Raw genomic sequence first — 18,497 nt, forward strand, 5'->3', positions numbered from 1 at the left:
ATAAACAGTCTGGTTTTGGATCAGGTGTTGCTTTCGTCCTGATTGGCGTCCTGACTGGACGCACCATTATCGGCGCTGGCTTTCGGGCCGCCCTTGGAAACGCCGACCATCGCAGGTCGCAGGACGCGTTCGCCGATGGCGTAACCGGCCTGAACCACCTGCACGACTGTATTGTTCGGCAGATCGGGATTGGGAACCTCGAACATGGCCTGATGGAAGTTGGGGTCGAACTTTTGGCCTTCAGGATCGAGTCTGGTCACGCCATGGCGTTCCAATGCCTGCAACATGGCGCGCTCGGTCATTTCGACGCCTTCGGCAAGTGAATTCAGGTTCGCATCATTCTCTCTGGCATCGACCGGTATCGCTTCCAGTGCACGATTCAGATTGTCGGAAACCGAAAGCATGTCACGGGCAAAATTCGTCACTGCATAGCTGCGTGCATCCTGCACGTCGCGCTGCGTGCGCTTGCGCAGGTTTTCCATATCCGCCGCCATGCGCAGCATCTGATCCCTCAGGCCGGTATTTTCCGCTTCGAGCGCTGCCAGCGTGTCTGCGCTATCGTCAGTGGACGCCTCTTCTTCGTCCTCGGATGCCTCCGCGCGTGCTTCGGCCTTGCGGCTCTTGAGAAAATCATCGGCAGCCCGCTTGAGAGCTTCACGATCACGAGGATTGTTGATATCGCGCTGCTCAAGATCGGGGTTTTCGGTCGTATTTTTTTCGTCAGCCATAATGCTCTTCCGTCTTGAATGTTATTGGGCCGGATATTGAGTTTCGTGCCATTAAAATCAAGGTCTATTTTCAGAGGCTTGACAAGTCTGCCATGTTTACCGCAGCAATCGGGACACGATTTGCGCCGTATAATCCACCATCGGCACGATACGGGCATAATTGAGCCGGGTCGGACCGATCACGCCAAGCGCTCCGACGACCCTCTGGTCGGAATCGCGATAGGGAGCGACCACCAGCGACGAACCCGAAAGCGAAAACAGCTTGTTTTCCGAACCGATGAAGATGCGCACGCCCGAACCTGCTTCTGCCAGATCCAGGAGCTGGATCATGCCGTCTTTGGTTTCCAGATCATCGAAGAGATGCCGCAGGCGCTCGATGTCCTCCTGCGCATGGATGTTTTCAAGCAGATTGGCGCGCCCGCGCACGATCAGCCGTGCGGGCTGGTCCGTACCCGCGCCGCTCCATACTGCAAGCCCTTGCGCGACCAGTTCCTGCGATAATTGATCGAGTTCCTGCCTTGTTTCATCGGAGAGTTTCGTAAGCTCCGAACGTGCTTCCGACAGCGTGTGCCCATGAATATGCGCGTTGAGGAAATTTGACGCCTCGATCAGTTGCGAAGCGGAAATTCCTGTCGGCAGATTGATGACGCGGTTTTCGACATCGCCATTTTGCATGACCAGAACAGCCAGTGCGCGTGTCGGTTCAAGGCGCACGAATTCGATATGTTTCAACGCGCCTTCCGCCTTGGTGGCGAGGACCAGGCCCGCGCCGCGCGACAGGCCGGACAGAACCTGACTGGCTTCGGTCAGCACGCTTTCCACAGAATTGGAGCTGCCTGCGGCGCTTACCTGCGCTTCGATGGACGAACGTTCGTCGGGCGGCAGATCGCCCACTTCCAGAAAAGCATCGACGAAGAAGCGCAGGCCGATCTGGGTCGGCAGGCGGCCTGCCGAAATATGCGGCGCATAGATCAGGCCCAATTGCTCCAGATCGCTCATCACATTGCGGATGGTGGCAGGCGAGAGGCTGTGCGGCAACAGCCGCGACAGATTGCGCGAACCGAGAGGATCGCCATCGTTGAGGTAGCTGTCGACGATTAGCCGGAAAATATCGCGCGATCTCTGATCGAGCGCGTTGAGCAATTGGTGTTCCGGCGATTTGATCATGGTTCGGTTTATAAACTCTCTGATTTCTTAACCATAAATATAAGGTTACTGGCCGGGCCGTCAAAGCCTTACCTGTCCTCTCAACATCTGTCTTGCTGTTCGGGGGTAAATTTCCTTTCTATTTTACGCCAGCCATCCTAAAAGCTGCACTGAAAGCTGAATTATTGAATTAAGGAATTGTTATGCGTCCATCCAAGCGCACTGCTGATGAAATGCGCGCCGTGTCCTTTGAGCGCGGCGTCTCCAAACATGCGGAAGGTTCGTGCCTCGTCAAGTTCGGCGATACCCATGTGCTGTGCACCGCAAGTCTTGAGGAAAAGGTGCCCGGCTGGATGCGCAACAGCGGCAAGGGCTGGGTCACGGCGGAATACGGCATGTTGCCGCGTTCGACCGGCGACCGTATGCGCCGCGAAGCAGCGAGCGGCAAGCAGGGCGGACGCACGCAGGAAATCCAGCGCCTGATTGGCCGTTCCCTGCGCGCCGTGGTCGACATGCAGGCTCTGGGCGAGTTTCAGATCACGGTCGATTGCGATGTCATTCAGGCCGATGGCGGCACGCGCACGGCAGCAATCACCGGCGGCTGGGTGGCGCTGCATGATTGCCTGCGCTGGATGGAAGCGCGCCAGATGGTACGCATCGAAAAAGTGCTAAAAGATCATGTTGCTGCGATTTCCTGCGGTATTCATGAGGGCGAAGCTGTTCTCGATCTCGATTATGTCGAGGATTCCGCTGCTCAGACCGACAGCAATTTCGTCATGACCGGCAAGGGCGGCATCGTCGAAATTCAGGGAACTGCGGAAGGCGAACCTTTCTCGGAAGAAGAATTTTCTTCGCTGATGCGTCTGGCCCGTGGCGGCATTGATCGCCTGGTGTCATTGCAGAAGATGGCTATTTCCTGATAGATACGGCCTTCTCCAATGATGAGGAGGCCGGAACATGCGTGCAGCCCGTATTCTTGAAACCGCGCTTTATGTCCGCGATATTGCGGAGGCGGTTGCCTTCTATCGCGATGTGATGGGCCTTGTGCCGGTGGGGAAGATGAGCGAACGCAATGCGTTCTTCCACTGCGGCGAGGGTATATTGCTGCTTTTCAAAGCGGAAGAAACGCTTAAAACGCCCGCACCCGGATCGCTGCCTGTGCCGCCCCATGGCACAAGCGGGCCGGGCCATGTATGTTTTGCGGCAGAGCGCGATGAGATTGATAGCTGGGTTGGCCATCTGGAAAAGCACGGTGTTGCGATTGAATCGGATTTTGAATGGCCCAATGGCGCGCGTTCGATTTATTTTCGCGACCCTTCCGGCAATTCACTGGAAATAGCCGAACCGGGACTATGGAATTAGGCATGGTGCGCAAGGCCATACGGCTATGAGACAGGATTGAAAATGAGAGCACTTGAAAAAGGCAAGCTGATCGTTGCCTCGCACAATGCAGGCAAGCTGCGTGAGTTTGACGGGCTGCTCGGCCCTTACGGTTTTGAACTGAACTCAGTTGCTTCACTTGGCCTGCCTGAGCCGGAAGAAACCGGCACCACCTTTGAGGAAAACGCCTGTATCAAAGCCTTGGCTGCAGCCCAGATCACCGGCCTGCCGGCGCTTTCCGATGATTCGGGCATCATGATCGATGCGCTGAATGGTGAACCGGGCGTCTATACCGCCAACTGGGCGGAAAAGGCCGATGGCACACGCGATTTCGACATGGCGATGCAAAAGGTCGAAGATCTGTTGCAGGAAAAGGGCGCAACCACGCCCGACAAACGCAAGGCGCGTTTCGTTTCCGTCATTTGCCTCGCCTGGCCCGATGGCGAGGCGCAATATTATCGCGGCGAGGTCGAAGGGACTCTGGTCTGGCCGCCGCGCGGCGATCTGGGCTTCGGTTACGACCCGGTATTCCTGCCTGATGGCTATGAAAAGACCTTTGGTGAAATGGAGGCTGATGAAAAGCATGGCTGGAAACCAGGCGATGCTCTGGCTCTTTCACATCGTGCGCGCGCCTTCAGGCTTTTTGCTGAAAAGGCCCTCGGCACCGTTTCGGACGCGGCGGAATGAACAGGCACTTTTCTCCATCCGGCAGGACAGCGGATATTTTACCGATCGCCCGCGCGGACGGTGAAACCGCCTTTGGCGTCTATGTGCATTGGCCGTTTTGTCTGGCCAAGTGTCCCTATTGCGATTTCAACAGCCATGTTCGCCACCAGCCGGTGGATCAGGAGCGTTTTGCGAGCGCCTTCAATCGCGAAATGGAAACCTTGCGGGAGCGTACCGGCCCGCGCACCGTTACCAGCATATTCTTGGGCGGCGGCACACCCTCGCTGATGCAGCCTGCAACCGTGGGCGCCTTGCTTGATGGTATTGCGTCGCGCTGGTCGGTGGCGCCTGATATAGAAGTAACGCTGGAAGCCAACCCAACAAGCGTGGAAGCGGAGCGTTTCCGGGGCTATCGCGCGGCTGGCGTCAACCGCGTGTCGCTGGGCATTCAGGCATTGAACGACCCGGATTTGCGCAGGCTTGGCCGTATGCATTCGGTTGAGGAAGCAAAAGCGGCGATTCGTCTGGCGCGCGAGATTTTCCCACGCCTGTCCTTCGATCTGATCTATGCGCGGCCCGACCAGAGCATCGAAGCATGGCGCGAGGAACTGAAGGAAGCCATCGGCCTTGCCGCCGACCATCTCTCGCTCTACCAGCTCACCATTGAGGAAGGTACGCAGTTCTATAATCTGTGGAAGGCGGGCAAACTTGTGACGCCCGAGCCGGATCACGCAGCCGCACTTTATGAAGAAACGCAAAGGGTGACGGCGGCGCACGGTCTTCCGGCCTATGAGATTTCCAATCATGCCCTGCCGGGACGCGAATCGCAGCACAATCTGGTCTATTGGCGCTACGGGCAATATGTCGGCATCGGACCTGGCGCGCATGGGCGTTTTATCGAAAATGGCGTACGCACGGTGACGATCACCGAAAAGCACCCCGAAACATGGGTCGAAAAGGTCGAACAGAACGGCCACGGCATTATCGAGGAAGAATATCTCAATGGCGATCAGCAGGGCGATGAATTCCTGATGATGGGCCTGCGGCTGCGCGAAGGCATCGATCTTGAGCGTCACCGCCGCCTGACCGGCCATGAAATCGACCGTCGCCGCCTTGAAAGGCTGGTCGCTGCGGGCATGATCGAGCCGATGGAGGGAAGCTTCATCCGCGCCACGCCGCAAGGCGCGCTGGTGCTCGATGCGCTTGTCGCCGATCTGGCAAGTTAGGAACAGCGATGAGCGAATTTCAGGACGAGGTGAAACGCGACTATGTGGTGGGCGGCACATCCGTGCGCGCGCGTCCGCTGGAACCCGCACTCTATATCGTCTCGACTCCGATCGGCAATCTGGGTGATATGACCCTGCGCGGCGTGGAAACGCTCGCCAGCGCCGATGTGCTGGCCTGCGAGGATACGCGCGTGACCCGCGTTTTGCTTGATCGTTATGGCATTTCGCGCCGCCCGGTCAGCTATCATGAGCATAATGCTGCGGAGGCCGGACCGAAGCTCATTGCCGCTCTTTTACAAGGAAAGAGCGTGGCTCTCGTTTCCGATGCCGGGACGCCGCTGGTTTCTGATCCGGGCTTCCGTCTGGTGGGCGAGGCGCGCGAAGCAGGCATTCGCGTGGTGCCTGTTCCGGGCGCATCCGCCGTGCTGGCAGCTCTTGCCGCATCCGGACTTCCTACCGATACCTTCATGTTTTGCGGCTTCCTGCCCCCCAGGCACGGCCAGAAAATATCCCGGCTCGAAAGCCTCAAAACTATCGATGCGACGCTCGTTTTCTATGAATCGCCCAACCGTGCCGCCGCCACTCTGGCCGCCATGGTTGCGGTGTTCGGTGAGGCGCGCGAAGGCGCGCTCTGTCGCGAGCTGACCAAAGCCTATGAAACCATCGTCACCTTGCCCCTGGGCGAGCTGGCAGCGCAGTTTGACGGTGAAGACCGCATTCGGGGCGAGGTCGTACTTCTGGTCGGCCCGCCTTCGGGCGAGATGATACCGCAAAGCGAGGAAGACATCGACAGGCTGCTTTTATCGCTGGCGCAGGAACTGCCGCCATCGAAGGCTGCGGGCGAGGCGGCGCGCATGACGGGCGGGCAGAAATCCGTGCTGTACCAGCGGCTGATGCAATTGAAGGCAAAGGCCTGATGAGCGGGCTTCGCGAGAAAAGGCGCATGGCCTTCTTTCGCGGACACCGTGCCGAGCGTCTTGCGGCGCTCGCGCTTATGCTGAAAGGTTTTCGCATTGTTGCGCGGCGCTATCGTACGCGTCTTGGTGAAATCGACCTGATCGCGCGGCGTGGGCATCTTGTCCTCATCGTCGAGGTGAAGGCGCGCGCGAATATCGAGGCCGCGCATCTTGCGCTGACGCCGCAGGCCATGCGCCGGATCGAGGCAGCAGCCGATCTGTGGCTGCAACGCCAGCCGGATCACGCGCATCTGTCGCTCCGGTTCGATCTGGTGGCCGTGTTGCCCCGCCGCTGGCCCAGACACGTTCCGGCCTTCTTCACCAGCGCGGAATGAAAATCCTGCAAATCCTGTTTGCGCGAAAAAGCGATGCGCGGCGCTATGATGGCGCGCAAGCCCGTTTCTTATAAAATCGTGCGACACACGGAATAATGGCACTGTCTGAAAAAGGATAGTGCCATGGCTTTCGCATCCAAACCTCTTCTGGCTGATTTCCCCGCCTTCTTTCGCGTTTCGGAAGAAGTGGTCGCTGTCATTGGCGGGGGCGAGGAAGCGCTCAACAAGGCACGCCTCGTTGCGCTGACATCGGCGCGGCTGCGCATTGTCGCGGAAGAGGTCGAGCCTCCCCTTGTGCAATTCATTGCCGATCAGGGCGCAGAACATATTGCGCAGCCTTGCGCGCCCGAACATCTTGACGGAGCGAGGCTTGTTTTCGTGGCCACCGGCGATGAGGCGCAGGACCGCGCTATCGCAGCCATTGTGAAGAGCCGGAAAATCCCGGTCAATGTGGTGGACCGCCCCGCACTTTGCGATTTTCTGACCCCGGCAATCGTCAATCGCGCCCCCATCGCCATCGCCATCGGTTCGGAAGGTGCATCCCCGGTACTCACGCAAATGCTGCGCGCGCAGATCGATGCGGCCCTTTCGCCGCGTCTGGGTGATCTGGCACGTTTTGCCCAAAGCTGGCGACCAAAAGCCGAGCGCAGTTTGCCAAAAGGACTGGCGCGCCGCAATTTCTGGCGCAGCTTTCTTACAGGCCGTGTGGCTCGCGCCATAGAGGGCGGCGACCGCGACGGGGCAGAGAGGGCGGCTTATGAACTGATCGAACAAGACCACAGGACCGCCGGTTATGTCTGGCTGGTCGGGGCCGGTCCCGGCGCGGAAGATTTGCTTACCCTGCGCGCGCATCGCGTGCTGATGGAAGCGGATGTTATCGTCCATGACGCTTTGGTGCCTGAGTGCGTGATCGCCATGGGGCGCCGCGATGCCGAGCGCATTGCGGCGGGCAAGCGCAAGGGGTGCCATTCCAGGAGTCAGAACGAGATCAACCGGCTTCTGGTGTCGCTGGCGCAGGCAGGCAGGCGGGTGGTGCGGCTCAAATCCGGTGATCCGCTGGTCTTTGGCCGGGCGGGTGAAGAGATGGCGGCCCTGCGCGCTGCCGGTATCGGCTTTGAGGTGGTGCCCGGCATCACATCGGCCTTTGCTGCCGCAGCCGATATGGAACTGCCGCTGACCCTGCGCGGCATCGCCTCGTCGCTGGTCTTCACCACCGGCCACGATATGGCGGGCGATGTGCTGCCCGGCTGGGCGAAGCTCGCGGTCTGCGGTGCGACCATCGCCGTCTATATGGGCGCGTCGGTCGCAGCTTCCGTTGCCGCGCGGCTGATTTCGGCGGGACTGCATGAGGATACTGCGGTTGCCGTGATCGAGAATGCCAGCCGTCCCGGCAAAAGACTGTTTCATGGCACATTGAAGGATTTGCCCGCACTGGAGGGCAAGGCTCTGGCCGGACCCGTCATGGTCATTATCGGCGATGCGGTCGCGGGCGCCGCAATCGACAAGGCGGAGGCTCTGGCTGCAAACCCCGTCTCCATCGCCGTTGCTGCCTGATGGCGCAACGGGTTCGGATCAGGATGCGCGGTAAAGAAAAAGCAGGAGTTTGGATATGGTCGTAAAAGTTCTCACCGCAAACCGGCTCATTGACGGGCAGGCCGTATGGCTGGCTGCTGACGGCGCATGGCGTGAAACCATCGACGGCGCGCTGGTCGCCCGCCATGCGGAAGCAGTCGCGGCGCTTGAGCAGGCGGGGAAGCTTGCCGCTCGCGACAATCTCGTCGTGGATGTGAATGTCATCGATGTCGAGGAGCGTATGGAGGGGCTTTATCCCATTCGCCTGCGCGAGCGCATCCGTCTTTCCGGCCCGACCATCGTCACGCTGGGCCAGCCGCTTTTCAAGCACGCTTCCTGATCCAGAATACGGAATATACCATGTATCGTTATGATGAATTCGACCATGATTTCGTTGCAGCCCGCGTGGCGCAGTTCACCGATCAGGTCGAGCGCCGCCTTTCGGGCGAACTGACCGAAGACCAGTTCAAGCCGCTGCGGCTGATGAACGGTCTTTATCTGCAATTGCACGCCTATATGCTGCGCGTCGCGGTCCCTTACGGTACGCTGTCGAGCCGCCAGTTGCGCAAGCTTGGCTATATCGCCCGCACCTATGATCGCGGCTTCGGCCATTTCACCACGCGCCAGAACATCCAGTTCAACTGGCCCGCGCTCAAGGATGTACCGAGCATTCTCAAAGAGCTTGCGCAGGTGGAAATGCATTCCATCCAGACGTCTGGCAATTGCATTCGCAATGTGACTGCCGATCATTTCGCCGGTGCCGCCAGCGACGAGGTGGCCGATCCGCGCCCCTATGCCGAGATTCTGCGGCAATGGTCTTCGCTGCATCCGGAATTTTCCTATCTGCCGCGCAAGTTCAAAATCTCGGTTATCGGCTCGGAGCATGACCGTGCCGCCATTCAGGTCAACGATATCGGCCTGCAACTTAAAAAGAACGAGGCGGGCGAACTGGGTCTTGCGGTCTATGTTGGCGGCGGGCAGGGGCGCACCCCGATGGTGGCAAAGAAAATCCGCGATTTTCTGCCCGTCGAGGATATGCTCACCTATGTAACAGCGATTGTCCGCATCTATAATCTGTATGGGCGGCGCGACAACAAGTTCAAGGCGCGCATCAAGATACTGGTTCACGAAACCGGCGTCGAAGCGCTGGTCCGCGAAATCGAGGCCGAATGGGAGCAGATTCGCCATGGCGACCTGAAGCTTCCGCAGGGCGATATTGATGCCATCGAGAGCTATTTCCGGATGCCCGACCTGCCGCAGCGCCCCGAGGGCTGGGAAATTCTTGCCGCCGCGCAGAAATCCGATCCCGCTTTCGCGGTCTGGACGCAGCGCAATGTCACCACCCACAAACATCCTGATTATGCTGTGGTGACGATTTCGCTCAAGCCCATCGGCGGCATTCCGGGTGATGCCAGCGCAGAGCAGATGGAACTGATCGCCGACATTGCGCAGACCTATTCCTTTGACGAAATCCGCGTCAGCCACGAGCAGAACCTGATCCTGCCCCATGTCGCCAGGGCCGATCTTCCAGCCGTTTTTGACCTGCTTGAGTCGGATGGGCTGGTCACGGCCAATGCGGGGCTGATCACCGATATCATCGCCTGTCCCGGCCTTGATTATTGCGCGCTGGCCAATGCCCGCTCGATTCCGGTGGCGCAGCGCATTTCAGAACGTTTTGGCGCTTCCGAACGCCAGCTTGAAATCGGCGATCTCAAGATCAAGATTTCCGGCTGCATCAATGCCTGCGGCCATCATCATGTCGGTCATATCGGCATTCTCGGCGTGGAGAAAAAGGGCGAAGAGCTTTACCAGATCACGCTTGGCGGCTCGGCGGATGAAAATTCATCCATCGGCGACATTACCGGGCGCGGCTTTTCCTCGGAAGATGTGGTGGATGCCATCGAAACCATCGTCGATACTTATCTCGGCTTGCGCGAAAGCCCCGACGAAACCTTCCTCGACGCCTATCGCCGGGTGGGAATGGAGCCGTTCAAACAGGCCCTTTATGGGGAAATAAGCCGTGCTGCCTGATGCCGAACAACGCGCCAGTGCGCAAGCCCGCTTGCTGGAGGCAAGCCATGGGGCCTCTTTGCCGCAGGAGGTGATTGCGCTCGCCGTGCATGAGCTTTTTGCCGGGCATATCGCTGTCGTATCGTCCTTTGGCGCGGAATCGGCGGTGCTTTTGCACATGATTGCACAGATCGATGTGGCGACGCCGGTGCTGTTTCTCGATACGGGCAAGCATTTCCGCGCCACGCTCGATTATCGCCGCGATCTTGTGGATCAGCTTGGCCTCACCGATATTGAGGATATTCTGCCGCTTGAGGAGAGCGTGAAAAACGACGATCCTTTTGGCGCGCTGTCCATGACTGACAAGGACCGCTGCTGCTTCATTCGCAAGGTGGAGCCGATGGCGCGCGCGGTTGCGCCCTATCGCGCATGGATGACGGGCCGCAAGCAGTTTCAGGCATCAACCCGCAATGGTTTGCCGGTGTTTGAATCCGTGGGGCCGCGCATCCGCATCAACCCGCTGGCGCGCTGGCAAGCGGCTGACCTGCAAGCCTATGCGCAAAAACATGACCTGCCTGCCCATCCGCTCACCGCGCAGGGCTATCGTTCCATCGGCTGTATGCCGTGCACGCAGCCTGTGGGCGAGGGCGAGGATCAGCGCGCCGGGCGCTGGGCGGGATCGGAAAAGACTGAGTGCGGCATCCATCTTACGGGCCTTGCGGAAAGCTTGCAGAATTTGGGAGCAGCGGAGCACAAATGAGTGATACCACACCTGAAACAAAACTCTGGTCTTCGGAAGGCTTTCGCAAGGATGATTATATCTTTGCCGACGATCTGGACGTTGCGGGCGACGCGCCAGCGATCATCATCCCGCTCACCATCTGGCTGGAGCTTGGTGAAGAACAGCGTCGCTCGTCGAACCGCCGCATTGGCATTTTTGTCGCGCCGGGCGAGAAGATCGAACCGCTGCTGGAACATCTTGGCACCATTCCCCTGATCGCTCTGGAATTCCCGGCCTTCAATGACGGGCGATCCTACTCCAGGGCGGAAGTCCTGCGTCGCGCAGGTTTTCGGGGTGAATTGCGGGCGGTCGGCGATGTGCTGATCGATCAGGCGGTTTTGATGCTGCGCATTGGCTTCGACACTTTGCAGGTGAGCAATCATGTTGCGCAGGCACGGCTCGGCGAGCATCGTCTGGTTGACACGCCCGGCTATTATCAACCGGGCCGCGGTTCGGTGCCGCAGGAAGGCGGTTTCGCGTGGCGCCGCGTCAAAACCGGCTGAAATCACAGGTTAAACGTGGTTTTGCGGTTTTGTTCGTGGGATTGATGAGGTAGATACCCTCATCAATCTTTGGAGACAGGACGTGATCCGCCATATTGTTTTCTTCAGCGTCAAGCCAGACCAGGACGTCGAATTCGTCCGCAAGGCTCTGGAGCAGTTGGGTACTATTCCTCATTCGGAGGTGTTCGAGGTCGTAGCCAATTCCAAGGTCGACCCGATGGGCAACGAGATCGATCTTGTTGTCTATGCCGAGTTCAGGGATGAAGAAGCGCTTTTTGCCTATAAGAATCATCCGACCTATGACGCCACCACGCAATATGTCCGCCCCATGCGCGAATTGCGCTTTTCCGCCGATGTGGTGAGCCGTCTGACCTGATCAGAGGTCGGATTGCGGGCGTGCTTGCAGCGGCAATCCGCCAAAGAGATCGGCCTCTGGAGTAGTGCGGGCACGTTCGATATTGAGCAGCCGCAATTTGGTCTCGACCCCGCCCGCAGCGGAAAATCCGCCAACCTTGCCATTTGTGCCCAATACGCGATGGCAGGGAACGATGATGGGAAACGGGTTTTTGCCCAGCGCATGGCCGACCGCTTGCGAAAGATGCACATCGCCCAGCCGCCGCGCAATCGCGCCATAGGTCGTCGTTTCTCCGGCCTTGAGCTCGAGAATGATTTCATAGACTTGCCGGTTGAGATCGGGCAGCGGTTGAAGCGCCAGCGGCGTGGTGCCGAAATCAGGGTTTCCCCCCGCAAGCAGCGCCTGTATCTTTGCGACGGCCTCGATGACGAAAACGGGCGGCGTCGAAATTTTCCCCTCGGGGAAACGTTGCCTGAGCCGGTAGCCGGTTTCCTTTTCATCAGCATCGCCGATTTCCACGCCCGTAATTCTGCCTTCCTGCCATGCAATGCCGCAGGAGCCGATGGGTGTGTCGAAGAGGATGAGGCCGCGCGATTCCATGAAAACAAGCATAGCATGGCTTGTCGGCTTCTTCCGAAGGATTTGCGCAACACTTCGCAAGAATCCCAACGGATTGCGCAGCGAGATGGTTGAAGAACGCGGCAAATAGTGATTGTGTGAGAAAGAATGGTTATGGACTCACAAGTGTCCGTTTATTCAGATGACCTGATGATTTGATGACAGTTACCGGCACGTGCTATGTGGCCGGAACCGAGGAATTTAAATGGACGACTACGAACGCTACGCCACAGGGTTGATGATCGTTTTCGGCGCCCTGATTATTGCCGGGTTGATGGCGGCCAACCTTTATCATGGCGACAAGCCCGGCTTTCTGTTTGCGCTCGGCGCGGCGGTCGTTGCCTGGTTTTCGGCCTTCGCGGTTCTGTTCGACAAGCCGCGCGTCTATGGTGTGATGATTGCGGTAGCAATTGGTCTGGTGGCCGCTTCCATCGGTGCCTACGTTACCTGAGATCGCCCCATTTCTGAAAGTCCCGGCCTGAAAGAAAAGCCCCGGCTTGGTCCGGGGCTTTGCCGTTTCAGATAAAGGGCGAATAGCATTGGCGGCGCGGTCCGTTATAGGGCTGATATGTGTTGTCATAAGCACGATAGGATCGGTAGCGGTTATAGCACCAGCGCACATGCGCATTGCCGCGGCGATAAGCGCGGGGCGGTCTGATACGGGGACCGCGATAATGCCGGTGGTGGTGGCGATAGCGCGGATGATGGTGACGCCAGTTGCGCTCCGGGTATTGCTGCCAATGGCGACGATGACGATAATCGTAGTATTGCACATTTTCGACTGGCCCGGACGAAGCCAGGGGAATGGCTATGGGCGGTGCCGCCTCTGCCATGCTGGTCAAGGCCGGTACGCCCATGCCGAACGAAAGGCATACCGCAAAAAAGGAAGATGCAAGTCTTTTCATCGGTTCCTCCATGATGCGGCCCTGAGCCGCATATTTCCATCAATGTCCCTGACGATGATTTTGTTCCGGCATTGTGGCCCGTGGAAGGTGGCGAAACACACGATTTCTTGCCAGTGCATGAACTTGGTGATGGCTTTGGCGAATGCGAAGTAGCTCCCAATAGAATTGACATAAAGATATGTTTATGTCATTAAGTATGCTTTAGGATGGCGCGCACCCACGCGCTGGCATCCCGGTTAATCCATCCGCACATCATGCTGCCTGAAACCATTTTTGGATTTTCATGCTTCTGCTGTAGCGATCAGGCATATCTGAATACAGGTGTAATCCCCATGGCGTCCTCTCTTGATGATCTTTTTGGTGCAACTGCGGCAAAGCCGGACGGGTCCGAAGTGCTGGCGGCTCTCACCAAAGCCGCTAGGGAGCGCATCCTGATTCTTGACGGCGCGATGGGTACGCAGATTCAGGGGCTGGGCTTTCATGAAGAGCATTTTCGTGGCGAGCGCTTCGCATCCTGTGATTGCCAGCTTCAGGGTAACAACGACCTTCTAACTCTGACCCAGCCCAAATCCATTGAAGAAATCCACTATGCCTATGCGATGGCCGGGGCGGATATTCTCGAAACCAACACGTTTTCTTCAACTACCATCGCTCAGGCCGATTACGGCATGGAGGATGCAGTTTACGATCTCAACCGCGATGGTGCGCGTCTGGCCCGCCGTGCGGCCCTGCGCGCGCAGCAGAAGGATGGCCGTCGCCGTTTTGTGGCTGGAGCGCTTGGCCCGACCAACCGCACGGCGTCGCTCTCACCTGATGTCAGTAACCCCGGCTTCCGCGCCGTCACTTTCGATGATCTGCGCATCGCCTATGCGGAGCAGATCAGGGGGCTGATCGATGGCGGTTCCGACATTATCCTCATCGAGACGATTTTCGACACTCTGAATGCGAAAGCGGCGATCTTTGCCGCCGAAGAAGTGTTTATCGAAAAAGGCGTTCGCCTGCCGGTCATGATTTCGGGAACCATCACCGATCTTTCCGGTCGCACTCTTTCCGGCCAGACGCCCACGGCCTTCTGGTATTCTCTGCGTCACGCAATGCCATTTACGATCGGCCTCAACTGCGCGCTAGGCGCCAATGCGATGCGCGCGCATCTGGCGGAAATCGCTGGCATCGCCGATACATTTGTCTGCGCTTATCCGAATGCCGGACTGCCCAACGAATTCGGCCTTTATGACGAAAGCCCGGAGGCGATGGCGGCCCAGATCGGAGATTTCGCGCGCGAGGGTCTCGTCAATGTGGTGGGCGGATGCTGCGGCTCGACTCCCGAACATATCCGTGCGATTGGCGAGGCCGTCGCGAAATATCCTGCGCGAAAGCCCGTTAAAGTGCCGCCAATGATGCGCCTTTCCGGCCTTGAGCCGTTCACGCTGACCAAGGACATTCCTTTCGTCAATGTCGGTGAGCGCACAAACGTTACTGGCTCCGCGCGTTTTCGCAAACTGATCAAGGCAGGCGATTATTCGACAGCGCTGGAAGTGGCGCGCGATCAGGTGGAAAACGGTGCGCAGATCATCGACATCAATATGGATGAGGGCCTGATCGACTCGCAGAAGATCATAGTCGAATATCTCAATCTGATCGCCGCCGAGCCGGATATCGCCCGCGTGCCGGTCATGATCGACAGTTCCAAATGGGACGTGATTGAAGCCGGGCTGAAATGCGTTCAGGGCAAGCCGATCGTCAATTCGATTTCGCTTAAAGAGGGCGAGGAGGCTTTCCTGCATCACGCGCGGCTGGTGCGCGCCTATGGTGCGGCAGTCGTCATCATGGCTTTTGACGAAACCGGCCAGGCCGATACAGAAGAGCGCAAGGTGGAAATCTGCACCCGCGCTTACAAGATATTGACCGAGCAGGTCGGCTTTCCACCCGAAGACATCATCTTCGACCCGAATATTTTCGCAATCGCCACCGGTATCGATGAGCACAATAATTATGGTGTCGATTTTATCGAAGCGACCCGCAAGATCACTTCGACCCTGCCGCATGCTCATATTTCAGGTGGCGTGTCGAACCTTTCCTTCTCGTTTCGCGGCAACGAGCCGGTACGCGAGGCGATGCATGCGGTATTTCTCTATCACGCCATTCAAGTCGGTATGGATATGGGCATCGTCAACGCTGGCCAGCTTGCCGTTTATGACACCATTGATCCCGAACTACGCGAAGCTTGTGAGGACGTTGTTCTTAATCGCCGCACCGATGCGACCGAACGGCTTCTGGAACTTGCCGAGCGTTACCGGGATTCCGGCACGAAAGAAGGCAGGAAACAGGATCTGAGCTGGCGGGAATGGACAGTCGAAAAGCGGCTGGAACATGCGCTTGTCAACGGCATCACCGATTATATCGAGGCCGATACCGAAGAGGCGCGCCTTGCCGCCGCGCGACCGCTTCATGTGATTGAAGGTCCGCTGATGGCGGGCATGAATGTGGTGGGCGACCTATTCGGTTCGGGCAAGATGTTTCTGCCGCAAGTGGTCAAATCCGCCCGCGTGATGAAACAGGCCGTGGCTGTGCTTCTGCCCTTTATGGAAGAAGAGAAACGCCTCAATGGCGGCGAAGGTCGCCAGAGCGCCGGCAAGGTGCTGATGGCGACGGTCAAGGGCGACGTGCATGATATTGGCAAGAACATTGTCGGCGTCGTGCTGGCCTGCAACAATTATGAGATCATCGATCTGGGCGTGATGGTGCCAGCGCAGAAAATCCTTGAAACAGCGCGTGCGGAAAACGTTGATATAATCGGACTTTCCGGCCTTATCACCCCATCGCTCGACGAGATGGTGCATGTGGCTGCAGAAATGGAGCGGGAAGGTTTTAATTTGCCCTTGCTCATCGGCGGTGCCACGACCAGCCGCGTTCATACGGCGGTCAAGATTCACCCGCGTTACGAACAGGGGCAGGCTGTCTATGTGATCGATGCCAGCCGCGCGGTAGGCGTGGTGTCCAATCTGCTATCGCCCGAAAATAAGGCTGGCTATGTCGAAGGAATTCGGGCCGAATATGCAAAGGTGGCAGCAGCCCATGCCCGCAATGAGGCGGCAAAGAAGCGCCTGCCGCTGGAGCGCGCCCGTGCCAATGCGCACAAGCTCGACTGGGATGCTTACGAGCCGCCAAAGCCGACTTTTCTGGGTACGAAGGTTTTTGATGATTATGATCTGACCGAAATCGCGCGCTATATCGACTGGACGCCTTTCTTCCAGACCTGGGAATTGAAGGGGCGTTATCCGGCAATTCTTGAAGATGAGAAGCAGGGCGAGGCGGCGCGCGCGCTGTGGGAAGACGCGCAGGCCATGCTCAAAAAGGTTATTGATGAAAAATGGTTCGCGCCAAGAGCGGTAATCGGCTTCTGGCCAGCAAATACGGTGGGCGACGATATCCGCCTTTTCACGGATGAAGACCGTCAGGAAGAACTTGCAACCTTCTTCACCTTGCGCCAGCAACTCTCCAAGCGTGATGGGAGACCCAATGTGGCCATGTCCGACTTTGTCGCTCCGGTCGAGAGCGGCAAGCAGGATTATGTCGGCGGTTTCGTCGTCACCGCGGGCATTGAGGAAGTGGCAATTGCCGAGCGTTTCGAGCGGGCAAACGACGATTACTCGTCCATTCTGGTCAAGGCGCTGGCCGACCGCTTTGCGGAAGCTTTTGCGGAATTGATGCATAAGCGGGTGCGCCGCGAGTTCTGGGGCTATTCGCCCGATGAAGAAACGAGCAATGACGACCTGATCCATGAAAGATATGCCGGTATCCGCCCCGCGCCGGGCTATCCGGCCCAGCCCGACCATACCGAGAAAGCCACCCTGTTCAGGTTGCTCGATGCGACCGCCAAAGCCGGTGTTGAACTCACGGAAGGCTATTCCATGTGGCCGGGCTCGTCGGTTTCGGGCCTCTATATCGGCCATCCGGAAAGCTATTATTTCGGTGTTGCGAAGGTCGAGCGCGATCAGGTCGAGGATTATGCAGATCGCAAGGGCATGAGCATCGAAGAAGTCGAGCGCTGGTTGGGGCCGATTCTCAACTATGTACCAAGCGCGGCACCGGAGACGCTCGATCCCGCAGCCTGACCGTCTGATAGATAGAAACTGCGACGCGTCGATCTGATTGAGCCGGATCGGCGCGTTTATACTTTACGCTGAAAGCGGCGGTTGATCGTGCCGACCTTGCTTTAAAGTAATGTATATAAAATAAAATATTTGTATTATGAAACAACATTAAATTATTGAAAGCTTTGTTCGTGGATGAGTTGCAAAATTCATGCTAGTAAGTTTTCATCCCGCGGTTTTGTGAGGAATGATGATGTAACTATTGTTTGTTTTGATAAAAGCAATATTGGGATGTCGATTATGAAATGGGAAGACTTTTACGATAATATACAATCATCCGACAATGCGGAAAACCTGTTCGAACAGGTAAGACTTTATGCCGAAAAGCTCGGCTTTCCCTATATCTCCTATATCATGTGCGTGCCCTCGCTCACCAGCGTCGCGCATTGGATACGTTTTGAAGAACTGCCGGAGGGATGGCAGAAACACTATGCCGCCAGAAAATATGCCGAAATAGACCCGGTCATAAAGCGTGGGGCCAGCAGCATCGAACCGCTGGTCTGGTCGCCCCGGCTGTTTGCGGAAGCGCCGCAATTATGGTCGGACGCGCAGGAATACGGCCTGAAAACAGGTATTTCGCAGCCCTGCTGGGCGGCGAGGGGCGTTTTCGGAATCCTCTCCTTTATGCGCGACAAGCCAATTCTGTCGGCGGGCGAAATATCGATGCTGCGCCGTCAGATGCAGATTGTCACCAATCTTCTGCATCTCTCCATGTATGAACATCTCGACGTGCCGGGCATCAGTTGTGTATCGGAAGTTAATCTGACGGCGCGCGAACGCGAAATCCTACGCTGGACCAGTGAGGGCAAGACCGCTGAAATCATCGGGACGATCCTCAATATTTCAACTCGTACCGTGAATTTCCACATCAGTAACGTTCTCACCAAACTCGTTTCCGTCAACAAGGTTCAGGCTGTCGCTAAAGCGCGCACATTCGGCCTGCTCTGAAACGCAGATCCCGCGGCGGTTTGGTCCGACGGGTATCTCCTCTTCTCCCATATCCAGCTCGGTCCCACGGTCTGCCGCTTTGGCCGCGGCGCAAGTTTGTTCCCATGGAACGTCAAAAGCGGGCAAGTTTTCACGCGGGCTTTTCATAATAAGCGATAGCGTTCTTTTCCTTTTCGTTCTGTTTTCACGACAATGTCGGCACTGTGGTCTGCTT

The 18,497-nt window shown here is 57.5% G+C and carries 19 protein-coding genes; 15 read left to right on the forward strand and 4 right to left on the reverse strand.

What is annotated here, in order from left to right; genetic code table 11:
• Window positions 1–20: 20 nt before the first annotated feature.
• Entirely contained in the window at window positions 21–728 is a 708-nt protein-coding gene (grpE, locus tag KUG47_RS02265; protein WP_217676324.1) for a nucleotide exchange factor GrpE, read from the reverse strand.
• A 96-nt stretch (window positions 729–824) separates the two neighbouring features.
• Complete coding sequence (gene hrcA, locus KUG47_RS02270; protein ID WP_217676325.1) at window positions 825–1,895, reverse strand: heat-inducible transcriptional repressor HrcA; 1,071 nt, start codon at window positions 1,893–1,895, stop codon at window positions 825–827.
• 182 nt (window positions 1,896–2,077) lie between these two features.
• Here hrcA and rph point away from each other — a divergent pair, with 182 nt between their 5' ends.
• The 12 genes from rph (at window position 2,078) to KUG47_RS02330 (ending at window position 11,679) form a co-directional block, all read left to right on the forward strand.
• Window positions 2,078–2,794: a ribonuclease PH gene (gene rph / locus KUG47_RS02275; RefSeq protein WP_217676326.1), complete on the forward strand. Its 717-nt coding sequence runs from the start codon at window positions 2,078–2,080 to the stop codon at window positions 2,792–2,794.
• Window positions 2,795–2,831: 37 nt separating this feature from the next.
• Window positions 2,832–3,236 carry a VOC family protein gene (locus KUG47_RS02280; protein ID WP_217676327.1) on the forward strand — a complete coding sequence of 135 codons (405 nt, stop codon included), beginning with the start codon at window positions 2,832–2,834 and terminating at the stop codon, window positions 3,234–3,236.
• Window positions 3,237–3,278: 42 nt separating this feature from the next.
• Window positions 3,279–3,941 (forward strand): RdgB/HAM1 family non-canonical purine NTP pyrophosphatase, encoded by a 663-nt coding sequence (rdgB, locus tag KUG47_RS02285; RefSeq protein WP_217676328.1) that lies wholly within the window; start codon window positions 3,279–3,281, stop codon window positions 3,939–3,941.
• Window positions 3,938–5,146 carry a radical SAM family heme chaperone HemW gene (hemW, locus tag KUG47_RS02290; RefSeq protein WP_217676329.1) on the forward strand — a complete coding sequence of 403 codons (1,209 nt, stop codon included), beginning with the start codon at window positions 3,938–3,940 and terminating at the stop codon, window positions 5,144–5,146. The genes rdgB and hemW overlap by 4 nt, the downstream gene beginning before the upstream one ends.
• An 8-nt stretch (window positions 5,147–5,154) precedes the next feature.
• The gene (gene rsmI, locus KUG47_RS02295) at window positions 5,155–6,063 is read left to right on the forward strand and encodes a 16S rRNA (cytidine(1402)-2'-O)-methyltransferase (protein WP_217676330.1); all 909 of its coding nucleotides are present in this window, start codon (window positions 5,155–5,157) and stop codon (window positions 6,061–6,063) included.
• The gene (locus tag KUG47_RS02300) at window positions 6,063–6,437 is read left to right on the forward strand and encodes a YraN family protein (RefSeq protein WP_217676331.1); all 375 of its coding nucleotides are present in this window, start codon (window positions 6,063–6,065) and stop codon (window positions 6,435–6,437) included. The genes rsmI and KUG47_RS02300 overlap by 1 nt, the downstream gene beginning before the upstream one ends.
• A 123-nt stretch (window positions 6,438–6,560) precedes the next feature.
• Complete coding sequence (gene cysG, locus KUG47_RS02305; protein ID WP_217676332.1) at window positions 6,561–7,991, forward strand: siroheme synthase CysG; 1,431 nt, start codon at window positions 6,561–6,563, stop codon at window positions 7,989–7,991.
• 55 nt (window positions 7,992–8,046) lie between these two features.
• Window positions 8,047–8,349 carry a DUF2849 domain-containing protein gene (locus tag KUG47_RS02310; protein ID WP_217676333.1) on the forward strand — a complete coding sequence of 101 codons (303 nt, stop codon included), beginning with the start codon at window positions 8,047–8,049 and terminating at the stop codon, window positions 8,347–8,349.
• A gap of 20 nt (window positions 8,350–8,369) precedes the next feature.
• Complete coding sequence (locus KUG47_RS02315) at window positions 8,370–10,040, forward strand: nitrite/sulfite reductase (RefSeq protein WP_217676334.1); 1,671 nt, start codon at window positions 8,370–8,372, stop codon at window positions 10,038–10,040.
• Window positions 10,030–10,779, forward strand: coding sequence for a phosphoadenylyl-sulfate reductase (locus KUG47_RS02320; RefSeq protein WP_217676335.1), 750 nt, complete (start codon window positions 10,030–10,032; stop codon window positions 10,777–10,779). The genes KUG47_RS02315 and KUG47_RS02320 overlap by 11 nt, the downstream gene beginning before the upstream one ends.
• Window positions 10,776–11,303, forward strand: coding sequence for a DUF934 domain-containing protein (locus KUG47_RS02325; RefSeq protein ID WP_217676336.1), 528 nt, complete (start codon window positions 10,776–10,778; stop codon window positions 11,301–11,303). The genes KUG47_RS02320 and KUG47_RS02325 overlap by 4 nt, the downstream gene beginning before the upstream one ends.
• A gap of 82 nt (window positions 11,304–11,385) precedes the next feature.
• Entirely contained in the window at window positions 11,386–11,679 is a 294-nt protein-coding gene (locus KUG47_RS02330; protein WP_217676337.1) for a Dabb family protein, read from the forward strand.
• On the opposite strand, the gene KUG47_RS02335 is transcribed toward KUG47_RS02330, so the two are convergent.
• Window positions 11,680–12,258: a methylated-DNA--[protein]-cysteine S-methyltransferase gene (locus KUG47_RS02335; protein WP_217676338.1), complete on the reverse strand. Its 579-nt coding sequence runs from the start codon at window positions 12,256–12,258 to the stop codon at window positions 11,680–11,682.
• Window positions 12,259–12,481: 223 nt separating this feature from the next.
• Here KUG47_RS02335 and KUG47_RS02340 point away from each other — a divergent pair, with 223 nt between their 5' ends.
• Window positions 12,482–12,727 (forward strand): hypothetical protein, encoded by a 246-nt coding sequence (locus KUG47_RS02340; RefSeq protein WP_217676339.1) that lies wholly within the window; start codon window positions 12,482–12,484, stop codon window positions 12,725–12,727.
• A 67-nt stretch (window positions 12,728–12,794) separates the two neighbouring features.
• Here the strand turns inward: KUG47_RS02340 and KUG47_RS02345 are convergent, their stop codons facing one another.
• A complete protein-coding gene (locus tag KUG47_RS02345) occupies window positions 12,795–13,181 on the reverse strand; it encodes a BA14K family protein (protein WP_217676340.1) in 387 nt (128 codons plus the stop codon).
• A gap of 332 nt (window positions 13,182–13,513) precedes the next feature.
• Between KUG47_RS02345 and metH the strand changes: the two genes are divergently transcribed.
• The gene (gene metH, locus KUG47_RS02350) at window positions 13,514–17,296 is read left to right on the forward strand and encodes a methionine synthase (RefSeq protein WP_217676341.1); all 3,783 of its coding nucleotides are present in this window, start codon (window positions 13,514–13,516) and stop codon (window positions 17,294–17,296) included.
• A gap of 279 nt (window positions 17,297–17,575) precedes the next feature.
• Window positions 17,576–18,283, forward strand: coding sequence for an autoinducer binding domain-containing protein (locus KUG47_RS02355; RefSeq protein WP_217676953.1), 708 nt, complete (start codon window positions 17,576–17,578; stop codon window positions 18,281–18,283).
• The last annotated feature ends 214 nt before the right edge of the window (window positions 18,284–18,497 follow it).

Source organism: Falsochrobactrum tianjinense, assembly GCF_019100495.1.
Taxonomy (GTDB): Bacteria; Pseudomonadota; Alphaproteobacteria; order Rhizobiales; family Rhizobiaceae; genus Brucella; species Brucella tianjinense.

What these genes read in the sequence shown, in the direction of transcription:
- grpE (WP_217676324.1), bottom strand. Translation starts at nt 728, where the DNA reads ATGGCTGACGAAAAAAATACGACCGAAAACCCCGATCTTGAGCAGCGC.
- hrcA (WP_217676325.1), bottom strand. Translation starts at nt 1,895, where the DNA reads ATGATCAAATCGCCGGAACACCAATTGCTCAACGCGCTCGATCAGAGA.
- rph (WP_217676326.1), top strand. Translation starts at nt 2,078, where the DNA reads ATGCGTCCATCCAAGCGCACTGCTGATGAAATGCGCGCCGTGTCCTTT.
- KUG47_RS02280 (WP_217676327.1), top strand. Translation starts at nt 2,832, where the DNA reads ATGCGTGCAGCCCGTATTCTTGAAACCGCGCTTTATGTCCGCGATATT.
- rdgB (WP_217676328.1), top strand. Translation starts at nt 3,279, where the DNA reads ATGAGAGCACTTGAAAAAGGCAAGCTGATCGTTGCCTCGCACAATGCA.
- hemW (WP_217676329.1), top strand. Translation starts at nt 3,938, where the DNA reads ATGAACAGGCACTTTTCTCCATCCGGCAGGACAGCGGATATTTTACCG.
- rsmI (WP_217676330.1), top strand. Translation starts at nt 5,155, where the DNA reads ATGAGCGAATTTCAGGACGAGGTGAAACGCGACTATGTGGTGGGCGGC.
- KUG47_RS02300 (WP_217676331.1), top strand. Translation starts at nt 6,063, where the DNA reads ATGAGCGGGCTTCGCGAGAAAAGGCGCATGGCCTTCTTTCGCGGACAC.
- cysG (WP_217676332.1), top strand. Translation starts at nt 6,561, where the DNA reads ATGGCTTTCGCATCCAAACCTCTTCTGGCTGATTTCCCCGCCTTCTTT.
- KUG47_RS02310 (WP_217676333.1), top strand. Translation starts at nt 8,047, where the DNA reads ATGGTCGTAAAAGTTCTCACCGCAAACCGGCTCATTGACGGGCAGGCC.
- KUG47_RS02315 (WP_217676334.1), top strand. Translation starts at nt 8,370, where the DNA reads ATGTATCGTTATGATGAATTCGACCATGATTTCGTTGCAGCCCGCGTG.
- KUG47_RS02325 (WP_217676336.1), top strand. Translation starts at nt 10,776, where the DNA reads ATGAGTGATACCACACCTGAAACAAAACTCTGGTCTTCGGAAGGCTTT.
- KUG47_RS02335 (WP_217676338.1), bottom strand. Translation starts at nt 12,258, where the DNA reads ATGGAATCGCGCGGCCTCATCCTCTTCGACACACCCATCGGCTCCTGC.
- KUG47_RS02340 (WP_217676339.1), top strand. Translation starts at nt 12,482, where the DNA reads ATGGACGACTACGAACGCTACGCCACAGGGTTGATGATCGTTTTCGGC.
- KUG47_RS02345 (WP_217676340.1), bottom strand. Translation starts at nt 13,181, where the DNA reads ATGAAAAGACTTGCATCTTCCTTTTTTGCGGTATGCCTTTCGTTCGGC.
- metH (WP_217676341.1), top strand. Translation starts at nt 13,514, where the DNA reads ATGGCGTCCTCTCTTGATGATCTTTTTGGTGCAACTGCGGCAAAGCCG.
- KUG47_RS02355 (WP_217676953.1), top strand. Translation starts at nt 17,576, where the DNA reads ATGAAATGGGAAGACTTTTACGATAATATACAATCATCCGACAATGCG.